15 protein-coding genes are annotated in these 19,092 nt (G+C 60.3%); 13 read left to right on the plus strand and 2 right to left on the minus strand.

Annotation, left to right across the window (positions count from 1 at the left end; translation table 11 throughout):
• Positions 1–55: 55 nt before the first annotated feature.
• The 13 genes from hemC (at position 56) to AB1S50_RS02830 (ending at position 17,500) form a co-directional block, all read left to right on the plus strand.
• Positions 56–973: a hydroxymethylbilane synthase gene (hemC, locus tag AB1S50_RS02770; protein WP_367148864.1), complete on the plus strand. Its 918-nt coding sequence runs from the start codon at positions 56–58 to the stop codon at positions 971–973.
• Positions 974–997: 24 nt separating this feature from the next.
• The gene (locus AB1S50_RS02775; RefSeq protein WP_367148865.1) at positions 998–1,756 is read left to right on the plus strand and encodes a uroporphyrinogen-III synthase; all 759 of its coding nucleotides are present in this window, start codon (positions 998–1,000) and stop codon (positions 1,754–1,756) included.
• 431 nt (positions 1,757–2,187) lie between these two features.
• Complete coding sequence (locus AB1S50_RS02780; protein ID WP_367148866.1) at positions 2,188–3,504, plus strand: uroporphyrinogen-III C-methyltransferase; 1,317 nt, start codon at positions 2,188–2,190, stop codon at positions 3,502–3,504.
• A complete protein-coding gene (locus AB1S50_RS02785; protein ID WP_367148867.1) occupies positions 3,501–4,733 on the plus strand; it encodes a heme biosynthesis HemY N-terminal domain-containing protein in 1,233 nt (410 codons plus the stop codon). The genes AB1S50_RS02780 and AB1S50_RS02785 overlap by 4 nt, the downstream gene beginning before the upstream one ends.
• Before the next feature lie 376 nt (positions 4,734–5,109).
• The gene (locus AB1S50_RS02790) at positions 5,110–6,741 is read left to right on the plus strand and encodes a TldD/PmbA family protein (protein WP_367148869.1); all 1,632 of its coding nucleotides are present in this window, start codon (positions 5,110–5,112) and stop codon (positions 6,739–6,741) included.
• A gap of 41 nt (positions 6,742–6,782) precedes the next feature.
• Positions 6,783–8,114, plus strand: coding sequence for a TldD/PmbA family protein (locus tag AB1S50_RS02795; RefSeq protein WP_367148870.1), 1,332 nt, complete (start codon positions 6,783–6,785; stop codon positions 8,112–8,114).
• Positions 8,115–8,139: 25 nt separating this feature from the next.
• Positions 8,140–9,771 carry a TldD/PmbA family protein gene (locus AB1S50_RS02800; RefSeq protein ID WP_367148871.1) on the plus strand — a complete coding sequence of 544 codons (1,632 nt, stop codon included), beginning with the start codon at positions 8,140–8,142 and terminating at the stop codon, positions 9,769–9,771.
• An 88-nt stretch (positions 9,772–9,859) separates the two neighbouring features.
• Complete coding sequence (locus AB1S50_RS02805) at positions 9,860–10,573, plus strand: DUF4159 domain-containing protein (RefSeq protein WP_367148872.1); 714 nt, start codon at positions 9,860–9,862, stop codon at positions 10,571–10,573.
• 7 nt (positions 10,574–10,580) lie between these two features.
• Positions 10,581–11,579 (plus strand): AAA family ATPase, encoded by a 999-nt coding sequence (locus AB1S50_RS02810; protein ID WP_367148873.1) that lies wholly within the window; start codon positions 10,581–10,583, stop codon positions 11,577–11,579.
• Between the two features lie 4 nt (positions 11,580–11,583).
• The gene (locus tag AB1S50_RS02815) at positions 11,584–12,474 is read left to right on the plus strand and encodes a DUF58 domain-containing protein (RefSeq protein WP_367148874.1); all 891 of its coding nucleotides are present in this window, start codon (positions 11,584–11,586) and stop codon (positions 12,472–12,474) included.
• Position 12,475: 1 nt separating this feature from the next.
• On the plus strand, positions 12,476–13,645 hold the full coding sequence (locus AB1S50_RS02820) for a BatA domain-containing protein (protein ID WP_367148875.1): 1,170 nt from the start codon (positions 12,476–12,478) through the stop codon (positions 13,643–13,645).
• Positions 13,632–15,809: a hypothetical protein gene (locus AB1S50_RS02825; protein WP_367148877.1), complete on the plus strand. Its 2,178-nt coding sequence runs from the start codon at positions 13,632–13,634 to the stop codon at positions 15,807–15,809. The genes AB1S50_RS02820 and AB1S50_RS02825 overlap by 14 nt, the downstream gene beginning before the upstream one ends.
• A complete protein-coding gene (locus tag AB1S50_RS02830) occupies positions 15,806–17,500 on the plus strand; it encodes a hypothetical protein (RefSeq protein WP_367148878.1) in 1,695 nt (564 codons plus the stop codon). Before AB1S50_RS02825 ends, AB1S50_RS02830 begins: the two co-directional genes overlap by 4 nt.
• A 132-nt stretch (positions 17,501–17,632) precedes the next feature.
• On the opposite strand, the gene AB1S50_RS02835 is transcribed toward AB1S50_RS02830, so the two are convergent.
• Positions 17,633–18,187, minus strand: coding sequence for a lipocalin family protein (locus AB1S50_RS02835; protein WP_367148879.1), 555 nt, complete (start codon positions 18,185–18,187; stop codon positions 17,633–17,635).
• A gap of 37 nt (positions 18,188–18,224) precedes the next feature.
• On the minus strand, positions 18,225–19,001 hold the full coding sequence (locus AB1S50_RS02840) for a ferredoxin--NADP reductase (RefSeq protein ID WP_367148880.1): 777 nt from the start codon (positions 18,999–19,001) through the stop codon (positions 18,225–18,227).
• Between the last annotated feature and the right edge of the window lie 91 nt (positions 19,002–19,092).

Below are 19,092 nucleotides of genomic sequence, written 5' to 3' on the forward strand. Positions count from 1 at the left end.
CTGCGGCGAAACTGGTAGAATCGCCCACCTTTCCGAACCAATCGACCGAAGCCACATGCCCATCAAGCAGATCCGCATCGCCACCCGCGAGAGTGCCCTGGCGCTCTGGCAGGCCAATCACGTCAAAAACCGGCTGGAGCAGGAGCACCCGGCACTCGAGGTGGAGCTGCTGCCGCTCACCAGCCGCGGCGACCAGCTGCTGGACAGGCCCCTGGCCAAGGTGGGCGGCAAGGGATTGTTCGTCAAGGAACTGGAAGTCGCCATGCTGGAGGGACGTGCAGATATCGCCGTACACTCCATGAAAGATGTGCCCATGGCTTTCCCCGATGGCCTTCACCTGCCGGTAATCTGCGAGCGCGAGGACCCGCGCGATGCGTTTGTCAGCAATCACTTCGCCACCATCGACGCCCTGCCAAAGGGCGCTGTGGTGGGCACATCCAGCCTGCGCCGCCAGTGCCAGCTGCTGGCCGGGCGCCCGGACCTGACGGTGAAATTTTTGCGTGGCAACGTCAACACCCGGCTGGCCAAACTGGATGCAGGTGAGTTTGACGCCATCATCCTGGCGGCCGCCGGCCTGCTCAGGCTGGACATGCGCGAGCGCATCCGCGATTTCCTCTCCCCCGGGCTGCTGCTGCCCGCCGGTGGCCAGGGCGCCATCGGTATCGAGTGTCGCCGCGACCCGGATCTGGACGCGCTGCTGTGTCCCCTGCACCACCCGGAAACCAGTGCGCGCCTGGCCGCAGAGCGGGCACTGGTCAAACGCCTCGACGGCAGCTGCCAGGTACCCATTGGCAGCTATGCGGAAATTGAGGGGAAGCAACTGTGGCTGCGAGGCCTGGTGGGCAGCCCCGACGGCCGCACCCTGGTGCGTGCGGAGGCGCGCGGTAAGGCAGAAGACAGTGAAGCGCTGGGAGTAGCGGTGGCAGAAATGCTACTGGCACAGGGCGCTGACCGTATCCTTGCCACTATCTGACCGGGACACTGCGGGGGCGGCCAAATGGCTCTGCGCAACAAACGCATTCTGATTACCCGTCCGCAACACCAGACCGAACAATGGCGCCGGGCACTGCTGGATGCCGGCGCCCTGGTCGATAGTATTCCCATGCTGGCAATAGAACCGATTTGCTCCGGTCCGCCGTTGCACGCCATCAAAAATCAGATACTCGATTTCGACCAGGTTGCACACGCCATCTTTGTATCGCAAAACGCGGTTCGTTTCGGTTTCGAGTGGCTGTGGGACTACTGGCCACAGCTTCCCCAGGGACCTCGCTATTACGCCATCGGCACCGCTACGGCGCGGGCGCTGTCAAATCAGGGGGTCCACTGTGAGAGGGGCGCAAATGCCATGGACTCAGCGGAACTGCTCTCGCTGCCGGGGTTGCAACAGGTGGAGGATCAGCGGGTGCTGGTGTTCCGCGGCTGTGGAGGCCGCACCAAGATCGGCGCTGCCCTGCGCGAGCGCGGCGCCAGGGTGGATTACTGCGAGCTTTACCGGCGTACCCTGCCGGAAGATGCGGAGGGAAAGTTGCGCCGCTACCGCCATCAACCGGACGCCGTGACAGTGCACAGTGGTGAAACCCTGGAAAACTTCGCCAGCTGTGCGCGACTGGCCGGCACCCGACATTTGTTTGCCGTACCACTGATCTGCCCCAGCGCGCGGGTTGCCGCGCTGGCCCGAGACCTCGGCTTCTCCAGGGTGATCGAAGCACAGAACGCCGGCGATACGGCCATGCTGGCGGCCCTGGCGCAACTCTAGCAGGTTGTTGAAAAAGGCATCCTGCCTGTTTCAAAACACGAAAAGCGAAAAATGTGATTTTCACTTTTCTCCCAAAATCAACGACTTAGGCGTCGTTGATTTTGCCGGAACATCCATATTCCGGTACCAGGCGTCGAAATTCTTCGAATTTCAACAGCCTGCTAGTGCCGGTTGGAAAAGCCTTGCCCGGCTTTCCTCAGTCCGGGTCTGTGGCACTGGTCCGCAAAGCCTCCGCGACAAATCAAGCAGCTGTACCCTTGCTTTGTATCCCGGCTCCTCTCTATTGCCTTATTGCCGCGAAAATCCGGGGGGACAATTTGCACAGCTTTTCACCATTGATCCGGTAAAAACTCAAAAGAGCGCCATACATCCTATCAAGCGTGACTTCAGTCGCTATAATTTGGCGACATCTCCACCTCTGCCTGGCAGCCATGACGAACGAAAAATCAAAATCACCAGTGCCATCCCCGGAAATACCCACAGTCACGCAAAAAGCAGAACCGGGGGAGGATACCCCCAAAGCGGCCCGACAGGCGCAAGGGCGCAAAGTCGCACCCAAGGGGCCCGGGGGCAGTCGCTGGCCCTGGTTGTTGATTTTCACCTTGCTACTCGCGGGTGCGGGCACCTGGAGCTGGTATAACTGGCCGCAGTTGCAGGCCGGCCTGGAGCGCCAGCTGGCGTCTCTGCGCGGCCAGCAGGAAGGGGAAACGGCTCAACCAACTCCCGCGAGCGAGGTCAAGACCCCCACGCCGGCAAGCGTACCCGGCGCAAACCGGGAGGACCCGCCCGGAACCACCGACGCCGCCGTGCTGGAGGCCCAGCGAGTGGCCATGGCCACCCTGACGAAGCAATTGGATCAACAGCGGGAGACCATCGCCACTCTGCAACAGCAACTGGCGCAGCTGCAGCGCACAGTCACCGCCCAAAGCAACCGCCTGGGCCAACTGGGCAACGTCAGCCGCGATGACTGGCGGCTGGCGGAAGCGGAATACCTTTTGCGCCTCGCCAATCAGCGCCTGTTGCTGGAGCGCGATAGCGGTACCGCCCTGAGCCTGCTGGAAGAAACAGACAATATTCTGCGCCAGGTGGACCTGCCGGACCTTTACGGTGTGCGCCGGCAGTTAACCCAGGACATCACCGCACTAAAGCTGGTGGACCAGGTGGATCTGGACGGAATCTACCTGCGCCTGCGGGCACTGGAAGAACAGATGCTGCGCACCAGTATCCAGCCCGAGTTCAATCTCATACGGGAAGCGGCGAGCGAACCCGAAGCGGAGGAGGGCAGTGATTCCGGCAGCCCACTGACCCGCAGCTGGCACAGCTTCACTCGCTTTCTGAGCGATTCCATTCGCATCCGCGACGGCAGTATCGACCCCGTTCTGCTGTCACCGCAGAGTGAAGTCCGCTTCCGGCAGAACCTGCGCCTCAATATGGAGCAGGCGGAACTGGCCCTGTTGCGGGGCGATACCACTGTCTACCGGGATTCACTCAAGCGCGCGCGCCAACTGCTGCTGGATTACGGCACTGCCACCGGCAGGCGCGACCGTCTCGTGGCCGAGCTGGATCAGCTGATGTCGCAAAACATTGCCGCGCAACTGCCCAGCCTGGCGGCCTCACAAAATGCCCTGCACAACTATATGGAAGGACTGCGGCGGTCCGCCCCCCAATCCGGCGAGAGCGAACTTGAGCCGCCCGGCGACCCGAAGCCCGCTGGCGACGCACCGGCGCCGGAGGGTGATTCCCCGTGAAGCGTATCCTTTTTTCCATTCTCGCTTTTCTGCTCTTCGGCGCCTTTGTTGCGGAAATGATCCGCAGCCACCCCGGATATCTGCTGCTGGCAATCGGCGGCAAACGTATAGAAATGAACCTGTGGGTTGCCATAGGTGCGCTGGCTCTGGGACTGCTGCTGCTGTTCGTAGTCTTCTGGCTGATACGCAGCCTGTTGCGCGGCATTGAGGGCGGTGTGAGCCGGATTCGCTTCGGGCGCAACCGGGTTGCGCGGCGCCGGCTGACCAACGGCCTGGTGGAGTTTATGGAGGGCAACTGGGCCCGCGCCCGCCGCCAGCTGCTAAAGTCCGCCCCGCGTTCGGACGCGCCTTTGATCAACTATCTGGCCGCAGCGCGCAGTGCCTTCGAACTCGGTTACCGGGACGAGGCCAACGAACTGCTCGCCAAGGCCGAGGCCAGTGGCGAAGACACGCAATTGGCCGTGGCCCTGAGCCAGGCGCGCATGCAACTGATCGAAAAGCACTACGAGCAGTGTATCGCCAGTTTGCAGCGCGCCAAACAGGTCGAACCCAAACATCCGGCCCTGCTTCAGCTGCTCAAGGATGCCTACTACCACCTGGGCGACTGGAACAGTCTGCGCAAGCTGCTGCCGGAACTGGAAAAGCACGCCAATATGAGCCAGGAGCAGTTGGAACAGCTGGAGCGGGAGATTTATCAGCACCAACTGGTGGACGCCGCGGAGCGGGCGGAAGCGGACAAACTGCACCAGATCTGGCGTGGCCTGGGCGGGCGCTGGCACCGCAACATGGAACTGCGCTGCCTCTTCGCCGCACAGCTGCACCGGGTTGGCGACGACGTGGAAGCGGAAAAACACCTGCGCTGGGTGATCAATCGGGAGTGGCGCCCGGATATGGCCCGGCTTTACGGTTGCCTCACGGAGGCCAACCCCTCGATGCAGCTCACGGTGGCGGAGGGCTGGCTTAAAGAATACGGCGACAGCGGGGAGTTGCTGACCTGTATTGGCCGCCTCTACCTGCGCAATGAGCTCTGGGGCAAGGCGCGGCAGTGTTTCGAGAAAAGCCTGCAGTTGCGCTCTGATCCAACCACTTTTGCGGAACTGGCGCGGCTGCTGCGCGCTCTGGGGGAAACCGAGGAGGCGGCGGAACTCTGTCGCGAGGGGCTGATCCAGGCCGTCGCGAAGCTGCCTGAACTGCCTCTGCCTGCGGGGCGTACGCCACTCTTGACTTAGGGCCTGTTAACACTTACTGAGATAGCCCTGCTGCTTCAGGTTTTGTGGCCTGCAAGGCAGGAATTTCGCTGTGTGGTGGGTCCACATAAGCAATTTCCAACGCCGCAGTATAAGCCTGTCTTCCGCCCGGAACCGGCTCAGACCACCGCTGCACGCATTTCGACGCTAATCGGCGTCACTCTACCGAGCACCCCTTTACAAACCGCCCTGTTGGCAGTCTTCTGTCCTACTGGCCGGCCGCCAGATAGCGCTCAAACAACACAGTTTGGGGTGCGTGTACCCGCTTCCTTCGCGGCAGCACAAAACCATCAATTAGCCATAACAGGCTCCCGACCCGGTCGCGTAGCGGTGTGGGCCCGGGGGCGCGGGGAGGACAATGGAAAGAAGAAAATTTCTCAAGATTGCCGGCGTGGGCAGCACCGGGGTGCTACTGCCCGTCTACGGTTTACCCGTCAGTGCGGAACAACTGGCCAGCAATGGCATGGACGCAGCACTGAAGAAGTCACTCTCCGATGTCGTGCTGGACACGGCCCGCCGCGCCGGAGCCAGTTATACCGACGTCCGTATCGGCCGCTACCTGAACCAGTTCGTCACCACCCGCGAAACCAAGATCGAGAATATCGTCAACACCGAGTCTTTCGGAGCCGGTATTCGCGTGATCGCCAATGGTACCTGGGGCTTCGCCGCCACCAATGACCTGACCAAAGACGGGGTCGCCAGGGCGGCCCGGCAGGCGGTGGCGATCGCCAAGGCCAACTCCAAATACCAGACCGAACCGGTCCAGCTGGCACCGGTTAAGGGTGTGGGGGAAGTGGCCTGGCAGACGCCGATTCAGAAAAATGCCTTCCAGGTCCCTATCAGCGAAAAAGTGGACTTTCTGATGGAGGTGAACAACGGCGCCCTGAAGGCCGGTGCCAGCTTCATCAATTCATCACTCTACCTGGTCAATGAACAGAAATACTTCGCTTCCAGTGACGGCTCCTATATCGATCAGGACGTGCACCGCCTCTGGGCACCCATGCAGGTGACGGTGGTGGACAAGGACACGGGGGTCTTCAAGACCCGCAATGGCCTCAGCGACCCGGTGGGGCGCGGCTACGAATATCTGGACGGCCGCGAGCAGGACAAGATTCACGGCCAGACCGTATTGTATAAAGACTCCTACGATATGGCGGAGGACGCCCGCCTGGCCGCCGAACAGGCCAGGGCCAAACTGACGGCCAAGTCCATCGAGCCGGGCAAGTACGACCTGGTGCTGGAGCCCTCCCATCTGATGCTGACCATCCACGAGTCGGTCGGCCACCCCCTGGAACTGGACCGGGTACTGGGCTACGAAGCCAACTACGCCGGCACCTCCTTCGCCACCCTGGACAAATGGCGCAGCGGTAAATTCAAATATGGGAGCGACAAGGTCAACCTGTTCGCCGACAAGGTACAGCCCGGCTCTCTGGGTGCCGTCGGTTACGACGACGAGGGTGTGAAGACCAAGCGCTGGGACCTGGTGAAAGACGGTATTCTGGTGAACTACCAGGCCACCCGGGACCAGGTGCATATGATCGACCAAAAGGAATCCCATGGTTGCTGCTACGCCGACAGCTGGTCCAGCGTGCAGTTCCAGCGCATGCCGAATGTATCGCTGGCGCCGGGAGACGAAAAGTATTCCTCCAAGGAAATGATCCGGGACGTGGAAAAAGGCATCTACATCCTCGGCCGCGGCTCCTACTCCATCGATCAGCAGCGCTACAACTTCCAGTTCGGCGGCCAGTTGTTTTACGAGATCAAAAACGGCGAAATCGTCGGTCAGGTGGAGGATGTGGCATATCAGTCCAACACACAGGAATTTTGGAATTCTTGCAGCGCCATTTGCGACCGCAGCGACTATCGCCTGGGTGGCACCTTCTTCGATGGCAAGGGACAGCCGAGCCAGGTGAGCGCCGTCTCTCACGGCTGCTCGACCACGCGATTCGACCAAGTGAACGTAATCAACACCAAGCGCAAAATCGCATGATGCGGCGGTGAACGAAAACAAATTTTTTGGAGCAGAACAAAATGGCAATTTTATCCAGAAGCGAAGCCAAGCGTATCCTCGACAAGGTGCTGAAATACAGCCGCGCCGAAGCTGCCAGCGCCCAGTTGAGCGGTGCCGAAACCGGCAACATTCGCTATGCCCGCAACAGCGTATCCACCAGTGGCATCGTCGACAATGTGGAACTCGCGGTGGAAGCGCGCTACGGCAAGAAATCCGGTGTCGCCACCATCAACGAATTCAGCGATGCGGCGCTGGAAAAAGTCATGCGCCGTGCCGAAGAACTTGCCAAGCTGTCCCCGGACAATCCGGAAGCCATGCCACTTCTGGGTGAGCAAAAATATTCGGTGGTGGATGGCTTCGCCAAAGCCACCGCAGACATATCACCGGACCAGCGCGCCAAAGCCGCCGCGGACTCCATTGTCGCGGCGAAGGAGAAGAAAGTCATCGCCGCCGGCTATCTGGAGGATGAGCGGGCCTTTGCCGCCGTGGCCAACACCCGCGGCCTGTTCGGATACCATGTTTCCACTTCCGCCAACTTCACCGTGACCATGCGCACCGAGAACGGCCTCGGCTCCGGCTGGGCCCAGAGCGATGTCACCGACTTTACCTCCATGGACACTGGCGCCACTTCCGGGGTGGCCATCGATAAAGCGGTCATGTCGCAAGAGGCGCGTGCGCTGGAACCAGGCAAGTACACAGTAGTGCTGGAACCGAGTGCGGCATCGGGGCTGATTGGCTACATGATGTTCAGCTTCAACGCCCGCAGTGCCGATGAAGGTCGCAGCTTTATGAGCAAGAAAGGCGGCGGCAACCGTATCGGCGAAAAGATGTTCGACAAGCGCGTCCATCTCTACTCCGACCCCACCGACCTCAATGTACCTTCTGTGCCCTGGGCGGAAGATGATCACATGGCGCTTTCGCGCGTCGACTGGATCAAGGGCGGCGTAGTGGAGAACATGCCACGCAGCCGTTACTGGGCCTCCCAGAGTGAAGAGAAAGCCGTCCCCACCCCCACCAACCTGATTATGGTGGGTGGCGACAAATCCACCCAGGAGCTGGTCAAAAGCACCCGCCGCGGTATTCTGGTGACCCGCACCTGGTATATCCGCATGGTGGATCCACAGTCGCTGCTGCTGACCGGCCTGACCCGCGACGGCACCTTTTACATAGAAAACGGCAAAATCAAGTATCCGATCAAGAATTTCCGTTTCAACGAAAGCCCTGTGATCATGCTGAACAATATCGAGGATATGGGCAGGGCGGAACGTGTGGGCATGTGGGGCTTCTCCGCAATGATTCCCGCATTGAAGGTGCGCGATTTCACCTTCAGCAGCCTTTCCGACGCCGTTTAACCACGCCCAACACTGAGGATCTGACATGGACCGAAGAAAATTTCTCCAATTGGGCGGTGCAGGGCTCGGCATTGGCATGCTGCCACTGTCGGGCCATGTGGTGGCCGAAAACCAGTTAACTTTCAGTGGCATCGATACAGCGGTCAAAAAAGAGCTGGCGGACACAGCCCTGAATACCGCCACCAAGATGGGCGCCACCTATGCCGATGTACGCATAGGCCGCTATCTGAACCAGTATGTGGTCACCCGCGAGATGAAAGTGCAAAACGTGGTCAACACCGAATCCATCGGTATGGGTGTACGCGTGATTGCCAAAGGCACCTGGGGTTTCGCCGCCACCAACGATATGACTGTGGATGGTATTGCCCGCGCCACCGCCAAAGCGGTGGCCACTGCCAAGGCCAACGCCAAGTATCAGGGAGAACCGGTACAGCTCGCCGCGCAAAAAGGCTATGGCGAAGTGAGCTGGAGAACGCCACTACAGAAAAACGCCATGGAAATTCCACTGGCGGAAAAAGTCGACCTGCTCATGACAGTGAACGAAGCGGCCCTCGAAGCCGGAGCCAACTTCATCAACTCCATGCTCTACCTGGTCAACGAACAGAAATATTTTGCCTCCACCGACGGCTCCTATATCGATCAGGACGTGCACCGACTTTGGGCGCCGTTTACCGTGACCGCTGTGGACAAGGAGACGGGCGGCTTCCGCACCCGCGATGGCCTGGGCCAACCGGTAGGCCGGGGCTTTGAATATCTGGATGGCCGCGCAGAGGACAAGGTCAAGTCGCAGACAGTGCTGTATCGCGATTCCTATGACATGGTGGAGGACGCCCGCCTGGCCGCCGAGCAGGCCCGGGAAAAACTCACCGCAAAGTCCGTGCAACCGGGCAAGTACGACCTGGTTCTGGACCCCAGCCATCTCTGGCTGACCATACACGAATCCGTAGGTCACCCGCTTGAGCTGGACCGGGTACTGGGCTACGAGGCCAACTTTGCCGGCACTTCTTTCGCCACCATCGACAAGTGGCGCAGCGGCAAGTTCAAGTACGGCAGCGACAAGGTGAATCTGTTCGCCGACAAGATACAGCCGGGATCCCTGGGGGCAGTGGGTTACGATGACGAAGGCGTGAAGACCCGCAACTGGGATCTGGTAAAAGAGGGCATTCTGGTCAATTACCAGGCCATCCGCGATCAAGTGCACATGCTGGACCAAAAGGAATCCCACGGCTGCTGCTACGCCGACAGCTGGTCCAGTGTGCAATTCCAGCGCATGCCCAATGTATCGCTACTGCCCGGCACCGACGAGTTGAGCGTGAAAGAAATGATCAAAGATGTGGAGAAAGGAATCTACATCATCGGCGACGGCTCCTTCTCCATCGACCAGCAGCGCTACAACTTCCAGTTCGGCGGTCAACTGTTTTACGAGATCGAAAATGGCGAGATTACCGGCATGCTGGAAGATGTTGCCTATCAGTCGAACACACAGGAATTCTGGAATTCCTGTTCGCAGATCTGTGACAAACGCGACTACCGCCTCGGGGGCTCCTTTTTCGATGGCAAGGGTCAGCCGAGCCAGGTCAGTGCCGTATCCCACGGCAGTGCCACTGCCCGCTTCGACAATGTCAACGTGATCAACACCAAACGCAAACTGGGCTGATCCTGCGCGTGTCCCCCGGGCGACCCGGGGGACACAGCGAACGCAGCCCGCAACTGAGTGTCCCGCCGGAATTACCGTATCGCAAATTATGTCGTTCACCCGCAAACAATTCCTGCACACACTGGTAGCTGGCGGCTGCGGCCTGGCACTGCCGCGAACAGCGCTGGCACAGGGTGCGGCGGAGCAGCGTTACGATTTCCACTTTACCCGGCTGATGTACGAATCCGGCGATTGGGACGTGGACCAGCGCATGCCCTCCAACGTGCTCAATTCACTGGTGGAGTACACCAATCTGCGCGTCGATCCGGTGGAGCGTATAGTCCCGCTGGCCGACCCGGACATGCTGCTGGCCCCCTTCTGCTATCTGGCCGGGCATAAACTGGTGGAATTCAGTGCTGCGGAGGGGCGCAATTTCCGCGACTATGTCAATCGCGGTGGATTCGTCTTCGTGGACGATTGCAACCACGATATCGACGGCCTCTTCGCCAAGTCGTTTGAAGCGCAGATGGCAGCGCTGTTCGGCGAAGACAGCCTGCAAAAGCTACCGGACGACCACGAACTGTACAGCTGCTTTTTCCACTTCGACGAGCTGCCGGTCACCAGTTTCGAACTGAACGGCTGGGGTGACGACCTGGTACACGATTACCTGCGGGCGATTGTCATCAACGGCCGTATCGCCGTTCTGTACAGCAACAAGGACTTTGGATGCGAGTGGGATTACGACTTTCGCAACAAACGCTGGCTCGCCATCGACAACACAAAATTTGCAGTAAACATTGTTGTTTACGCCCTGACAACCTGAGGGCCCAATGGAAGCTACCCTGGAAAAATCCATCGAATTGAAACTGACCGCAGTTCAACGTCTGCGCACCGAGATCGGCAAAGTCATCGTCGGCCAGCAGGAGGTTGTGGATCAGCTGCTGATCTGTCTGTTGGCCCGGGGACACGCACTGCTGGAAGGGGTACCGGGGCTCGGGAAAACGCTGCTGGTGAAAACCCTGGCCGATGGCACCGAGTTGGCCTTCAAGCGGGTACAGTTCACCCCCGACCTGATGCCTGGTGATATTCTCGGTACAGAGATCCTGGAAGAGGATCACAGTACCGGCAAGCGCTTCTTCAAATTTCAGCGCGGGCCCATTTTCACCAATATCCTGCTGGCGGATGAAATCAACCGAACACCGCCAAAAACCCAGGCGGCCCTACTGGAATCCATGCAGGAGACCGCTGTGACAGTGGCCGGTGAGACCATGGACCTGCCCAGACCCTATTTTGTGCTGGCGACCCAAAACCCCATCGAACAGGCCGGCACCTATCCATTGCCCGAGGCGCAGCTGGATCGCTTTCTTCTGAATATCCATATCGACTACCCCCAGGAGGCGGAGGAGATAGCGATACTGCGCGCAACCACCGGTAGTGATGGGGAGCAGGCGCAGCCCTGTCTCGACCCCACCCAGCTGCAGGAAATGCAGCGGCTGGTGCGGGATATCCACGTCAGTGACGACCTCTACCATTACGTGGCCCGGCTGGTGCGCGCCACCCGCCCCGGCGCCGGCGGCAATTCACAGCTGGAAGCCTGGATAAAGTGGGGGGCCGGGCCGCGCGCCGGCCAGGCCCTGCTGCTGGCGGCCAAGGCACGGGCGTTTTTGCACCGGCGACTGGCGGTGACCAGAGCGGATATCCGTGCCCTGCTGCTGCCGGTACTCCGCCACCGCGTACTGCTCAGCTTTCACGCCCAGGCCGAAGGGGTCGGAATGGAGCAGGTTCTTCAAGAGCTGCAGAAGGCCTGCCCGGAACCCGGCCGGGACTGATATTGTGACTCTGGTGGATCCACTGACGCTGGCCGGCACCCGCGACCTGCTCTGGCTGTCGCGCCACATTGCCGAAGGCATGATGCTGGGCATGCAGCGCAGCCAGCGCCGCGGCGCCGGCCTGGAATTTCAGCAGTATCGCAGTTACCAGCCCGGCGACCCTATCCGGCACATCGACTGGAAACTGTTTGCCCGCTCCGACCGCTATTTTGTACGCGAGGCGGAGCAGGAGAGCCAGATGCATGTGTGCTTCGTGCTCGACACCACTGCCTCCATGGCCCAGCCCAGCTTCAGCGTGCCCACACTGACCAAACTTCAATACGCGAAATGCTGGATCGCCACCCTGTGCTGGCTGCTCAATGCCCAGGGGGACCGCTACTCCCTCCTTGCACTCAGTGACAGTGGAATACATCTGCTACCAGAGGGCCAGGGCGAGGCCCATCACCAGCGCCTGACCCTGCAGCTGGATCAACTGACCGCAGCGGGACACTGGCCGGACGACACCCAGTTGCGCCCCCTCTGGAGCCGTTTCGAGCAGCCCTGCCAGGCAGTGCTGGTGAGCGATTTTTTTGAGCGGCGCGAGGAAATCAGCCGCTTTGCCGCGCGCCTGCACGGCGCCGGCCGCCCCTGCCTGCCGTTGCAACTGCTGGTGGAGGCCGAAAAAACTTTTCCCTTCAACGGTGCATTGTTGCTGCGCAATCCGGAAGAAGCGGGGGCGATCGAACTGGATGCAAAGTCCCAGCGAAACGCATATCTGCGCGCATTCGCCGCTGCGCAAAAAAATCTGAGCGCCCGTTTCGCTTCCTGGGAGTATCCGCTCAGCAGTGTGACCATCGAACAACCCCTGGAACAGACACTGCGCAAGTTCATCGCAGCCCACGGGCAGGGCACCTAAAATGCAGTGGCTGACTCCGCAATGGCTCTGGTTGCTGTCTCTGCTGGCGGTACCGGTAGCGGTGCACCTGTTGCGCCGACGGGCGCACCGGGAAATTACCTTTGCCGCCGCCCACTGGCTCGAGCAAAAATCCAGCCGCAGCCTGCGCCGATTGCTGTTGCGGGAACCCTGGCTGCTGTTGTTACGACTGGCAGCGCTGGCCTCACTGGTGCTGCTGGCAGCCGCGCCGCAACTGCAGCAACAGGTTGCCGCACCACCCTCCACCCTACTGGTGGATCCGCGAATCAGCCAACAGGCACTGCAGCAGTTTCTGCAGCGGTCGCAGGCCTCGGAGCGGATCGAATGGCTGCACACAGCGCCGCGCCCAATTGCAGACGAGCGCCCTCCGGCGGAGAACCTCTGGCACAGCTTGTCCGCGTTGGCCTATAACCCCCGCTACCGCTACGCCACCATCCTGCTGGCACGAGCGGACAATCCCACTGGCTTTGCCGCGCTGCGCAGCAGCCCGCACTGGCAGTGGCGTGTTGCCGGTGCCGAATCGGATGCAGAGGTTTTTACCCCACCCCGCATAGGGCTGATCGGCGAAGCCCCCGCTTGGTTAGAGCCGGTGATCGACCAGTTGGCTGCAACCACGGCAACAGGCCTGTCACTGCGCAAGCTTGTAGGGATCGAGGCACTTGCGGATATCGGTACCGACTGGCTGATCTACAACCTCCCCGGCCCGCTGCCCGAAGAGGTCCGCGCATTTACCGGTGAGGGCGGCCTGCTGATCACCGACACCCGCGTCAGTGACGACTCCCAGCTGGCCTTCCAGATCCTGTCCACAGCGGAGCGGATGGAAGCCGCACCCTATGGCCGCGGCAGCTGGCTGCGCTACCGGGGCGACTGGCATTCCGGTGAGTTTTTCACTGACTACGCCCTGCCGGAAAAACTCTGGAGAGCCTGGTATCAACAGGACTGGCAGCTACAGCACAGTGGTATCGGCAACTGGTCCGTTGCCTCGCCACCATCCATTGTGGTGGACGACGAAGAAATCTCTCCATGGGTCTGGCAGGGCTACCAGCGCCAGCTGCTGATGCTCTTTGTCGCACTGCTGGCGCTGGAGCGTGTGCTGGTGCTGAGCAGAGGGCGGGGACCCCGGCATACGGAGGTGGCGGATGGCGATGGATGAAACCAAATCCCCGTTACCCTGGGTAAGGCGTAACTGGCTCCTTCACAGCCTCCTGCCCTACGCCTGGCTGGCGGCCGGCGCCAGCGCTGTTTCCCTGCTCGGAAGCGCACTGCTGGGATGGCCCGGTTGGGTCCTGTTGGCCATGCCTGGTTTTGCTCTGCTGGGACTGCTGCTGGATCCGCACTGGCGGCCAGGGTACCGGGACCTGGCATGTCGATTGGATTGCAGTTTCCCGCAACTGCACGACAGCACGGCTCTGCTGTCGCATCCCACACAGGAACTGGCTCCACTTGCACGGCTCCAACGGCAGCGGGTGGAGCGCGCCCTGAACAGCCTGATTGCTGCCGGGCAGCTGCGCCGTTTCCATGCCCCGCCGCTGCGCAGTGCCATCAGCAGCTCTGCCGGTGCCTGCCTGGGGCTGCTGCTCTATGTCGCCACCGATGGTTTTAACCTTTCCCAGGCCTCTCTGACAGAAACCCTCACAGGGATTCCGGCAGGACCGGCGTCTGCAGTGACTCTGCACAGTGCCGACACACTGGTACAGCCGCCCCGTTACACAGGCCTGCCGGAAACCCCTCAGACTATGCAGGTGACCGCGCCGGAGAATTCCACCGTAACCTGGCAGGTCACCCTGACCGGGCCGGTGACCGGCCTCACCATGCGCACTTCCAACGCAGAGTTCGAATTTACCCCCGGCGGTCCCCCGCCCAGCGATCACTGGTCACTGTCGCGCCGGGTCGACAAAGCGGATTTTTACCAATTGTCCGCCAGTACTGACGGGGGCCAGGTTCTCTATCCGCCAATTTACACCATCGACGTGGTCCCGGACCGGGCACCGGAATTTGAGTTCCACCTGCCCAGGGACACAGTTACTGTGATGTCAGGCAGGGATAGCGCCCAACCCCGGTATTTTCCCGTCGATGTCACCGTCAGTGATGACTTTCAGGTGGAGAGGGCCAGCCTGGTTATGACCCTCGCCAGTGGCAGCGGAGAAAACATCCGCTTCCGCGACCAGTCCGTGGAGCTCAAACCGGCGGCAACCCATGGCCGTAGCAAGAGGTTCACCTTTGAACTGCCACTGGAAAGCTACGCCATCGAACCCGGCGACGAAATCTACTGGTTCCTGCAAGCACAGGACAACCGCCAGCCGGAGGCCAATATCATCAAAAGCCAGCGCTTTATTCTGCGCTGGCCCCATGAGGAGATTTTTGGCCTGAGCGACGCCGAGGGCATGGCCGTCAAAGTACTGCCGGAGTACTTCCGCAGCCAACGCCAATTGATTATCGACACCGAAGCACTTCTGGCCGAGCGGGAGCAGATTACCCCAATGGAGTTCCGCACCCGCTCCGAAACACTGGCTTTCGAACAAAACCTGTTGCGCATGCGCTACGGTCGTTTTCTCGGCGAGGAGGACGCGGACATCGGCCACCAGTCCGAAGAGGGGGATGATACGGACTCCCATGACCAACACGAAGAACACCACGGTGAAGGCGAACACGCCGAGACATCTTCAGGGCATAAATTCGGTGTCGACGACGGTATCGCCGCATCGGTCGGTCACCAACACGATCATACCGAACACGCCACCCTGTTCGACCCCGCCACCAAAAGCCTGCTGCGGTCGGCGCTCAATGCCATGTGGAGCGCCTGGCGCGAGCTGGCGGTCATCGAACCGGCCGCCTCCCTGCCGCACCAGCACAGCGCCCTGCGTTACATCAAAGAAGTCCAGCAGGCATCGCGCATTTACCTGCAGCGTGTGGGTTTTGAACCGCCGCCAATCGACGAGTCCCGACGCCTGAGCGGAGAGCGCGGTGAGATTCGCCCAGCGCCGGTAGCCGCGCAACAGGCAAATACAGACGAGCAGCAGCTGCAATCGCTGTTGCAGGCCGCGCTCGGCAGCGAAAATTTCTCCGATGATGTCCTCGCCCAGCTGCAGGCACTGCCACAAGTGCAGCAGCAGCCGGAATTGGCACTGGAACTCGCCAAGACCTGGCGACTGTATCGTCAGGACCCCCGCTGCGAAGACTGCCGACGGCAGTTGGCGGCTTTCTTATACGGGTTGCTGCCCGACCCGGAGCCAGTCCCGGCACTGCCGCGCACCCGGCGCGAAGCGGGGGTATTTGCCGACTGGCTGACACACCCCAACAAGGACAGCGGCCGATGACGACTTGGTTTACCCTGTTGTGCGGCGGAGCCTGCGTTGTTTCCGCGCTATTGATCATGCGTCAGCAACTACCGGCCCGCCAGCGGCTTTTCGCGCTCGGCTTGCAGATCGCCATCTGGGTCACAGTCTGGTCTTTATACCAACCCCCTAAAATACTACCCGGGCCCGCAACCGGTATTCTGCATACACCCCTGGCCACCCCGGCGGCAAACCATCCAACAGCGCCGGAAGCCGGGCAGATACCGTATCCAATCGGCACCCTGCAGTCGCTCTCTATAACCGGCGACGGCCTGACCCGGGAAGCCCTGGGTAGTTTGCCCCCGGTGCGACTGCGGCCAGACCGGGAGAGATCCGCACCCAGGTGGCAACTGCGCTGGCCACACCAGCTGACGCTGGGTGACCGGCTGGAAGTACAAATCAGCCCGCAAGGGGCTGCCCCGGGACAACTGACTCTGTCACTTTTGGATCCCTTCGGGGCCCAGGTGGATACCGCCAAGCTGGGCCCTGGGCCATTGCGCGGAGGGTCCGTCCAGCTGACCGATACCCCCAAGCTGCCCGGTCGCTGGCTGTATAAATTGCGCATCCAACAGGGCGGCGATCAGCGTGAGGAGCCGGTGCCGGTGGTCGTGGACAGAGGCGCGACGCCCCGTGTTCTTCTGTGGCTCAGCCGGGCCTCATTTGAAACCGCGGCCCTGTCCCGCTGGCTGCGTCAGTCGGGTACCGAGGCCCAGCTAATCACACAGCTGGCCCCGGGAGTCCTCAGGCGCGTGTCCATCAATACCCAGAAGAAATTCCCACAACAACCACTGCAATCCGCCCCCCCATTTGATCTGATTATTCTGGACAGCCAGCTGTGGCCACAGCTTTCGGATACGCAAAAACAGCACTTGGAGGACTTCACTGCGAGGAAATCCGTGCTGTGGCTGGTTGACAGGGATGCCCCGGACAGTTTCCTTGACTACATGAGTAACACGGGTATGTCCTTACACCGTGACCAGCCGCAGGATCTCGCCGGTGCGCTGGCAGCACCGGATGAGATCCCCACGCTCACCCTAACCGGTCTGCAACCGGAAGAGCCTCGCACTAGTGATCTACTACTTGGGTCAACTGCGGAAAATCCCATTTACTGGGGCAGGTCGACACCCTCCGGTTCAGTGGGTTTGGTACTGTTTGAAAACAGCTATCGCTGGATCACCGCCGGCTTTCCGGCGGAATTTGCCCGGCTGTGGACCGATATCTTTCGCCACCAACTGGCCTTCGCCGGCAAGCAGCCACCGGTGGTGATAAAGAGTCCGCTGCCGAAAATGGAACAGCGTGTGACTCTGTGCAGTCCCGATTTTACCGCGGCACCCACAGTGACCGCCGAATCGGACGGCGACCCGCTGGTGGCAGTATCCGTGCAGGCGGAGGAGCCGGGACACTGTTTCGCCTACTGGCCCAGGGGCGCGGGCTGGCACCACCTCAAAGGGACAGAGTCCGATTTTTCCTTCTACGTCTTTGCCCCGGGGGACTGGCCCTGGTGGCAGCGCGACCTGGCTGTAAGCGAGACCGCGCAGATGGCTACCGCGCAGTTGGGTGCTGGGTCAGAAACAAATAGCGACCTCATCCCGATACCACGGCAGTGGATTGCGGCCCTATTGATGGCTCTGCTGTTACTCAGCTGGTGGCGGGAGCGGGCTTTGCTGCGCTGATGTGGTACAGGAATGTGCCACCACCTGGCGGAAGCTTGCGCAACGTATTGAAAACAAAGGATTTCGCGTAATCGTGCAGGGTTTCAAGGCCGATAATTCACTCGATGGGGGAGCATCGATTGAATTGCCAGGTTAATAGCAGCCCTGATCTACAAACACCAGCGCATCGGTAGCATAACCGAGAGACCTGGCCTGGGTGACCAGCTGTTGTAGTACCGGCTCTGGCATGCATGGCTCCCGCGACAGTATCCACAAATAGGATCTGTTGTAGCCGGTCACCAGGGCGTGGCGGTAGTGTCTGTCCAGCGCAATGATGACATAGGATGAATAGAAGGGCCCAAAAAAAGACACTTCCAGATGGCCGGTGGTCTTCTCTGCGGCAAACCTTGCCCGACCGGTGGCCCGCTTCCATTTTTGTTGTGCCGCGGAATAACCACTGTTGAGCACCCGTACAGTCCCATCCTCATTCAGACTGTAGTCCGCGGTTACCCGGCTGAGCCCCCGCTCAAAGGAGTGGTCGAGTCGCGCAATTTCGTACCATTTCCCCAGATACCGACGCAACTCGAAATTTTCCACCGGCTGGATATTTTCCGGTACGCCGGTACAGGCGACCAGGCACATGGCCGCCAGCAGGGATAGGGGGGTGCGGCAAAGCCGCACTGCAGATAACCAAATAGCCTGCTCCATCGCCCAGCCTCCGTGCTCGGGCAAGGTTCACTGCCGCCTACTTCTCCACAAAGGCGCGCTCGATCACATATTCGTGCGGCACCCCGGCACGGGTTTCCCGAAAACCCCACTTGTCCAGAATTGCGGTCAGATCCTTGAGCATAGCCGGGCTGCCGCAAAGCATAAAGCGGTCCTCCTCCACATTGGGTTGCGGCAGATCCAGGTCGGCGAACATTTTTCCGCTCAGCATCAAGTCAGTCAGGCGCCCGTTGTTACGGTAGGGCTCGCGGGTTACGGTGGGGTAGTAGAGCAGTTGCTCCCGCACCATCTGCCCGAAATACTCGTGCTCCGGCAACTCGGTTTCAATCTGATTCTGGTAGGCCAATTCGGACACATAGCGTACCCCGTGGGTCAGAATCACCTGATCGAAGCGCTCGTATACGCCGGGATCCTTGATGATACTGAGGAATGGCGCCAGCCCAGTTCCAGTGGACAGCAACCAGAGGCGCTTGCCCGGTAGCAGGTGGTCCGCCACCAGGGTACCGGTGGGCTTGCGGCTGACCAGAATCTCGTCCCCCGGCTTGATCTGCTGCAACTGTGAGGTGAGGGGGCCATTCGGCACCTTGATGCTGAAAAACTCCAACTCGTCCTCATAATTGGCACTGGCGATGGAGTAGGCGCGTAGCAGCGGGCGGCCATTGTCCCGCTGCAGGCCTATCATGGTGAAATGACCGTTTTCGAACCGGAATCCCGGGTCGCGACTGGTCTTGAAGCTAAATAAAGTGTCATTCCAGTGGTGTACTTCCAACACTTTCTCTATATTCAAATTAGACATAACCTTAAAACCAGTTATTCCTTAATACTCTTAATAGTGGAATTTTAGCCCTGGCTTATCTATAGGCAAAATGGGATATTTCAATAGTTGT

The sequence above is a fragment of the Microbulbifer discodermiae genome (assembly GCF_040742695.1).
GTDB lineage: Bacteria > Pseudomonadota > Gammaproteobacteria > Pseudomonadales > Cellvibrionaceae > Microbulbifer.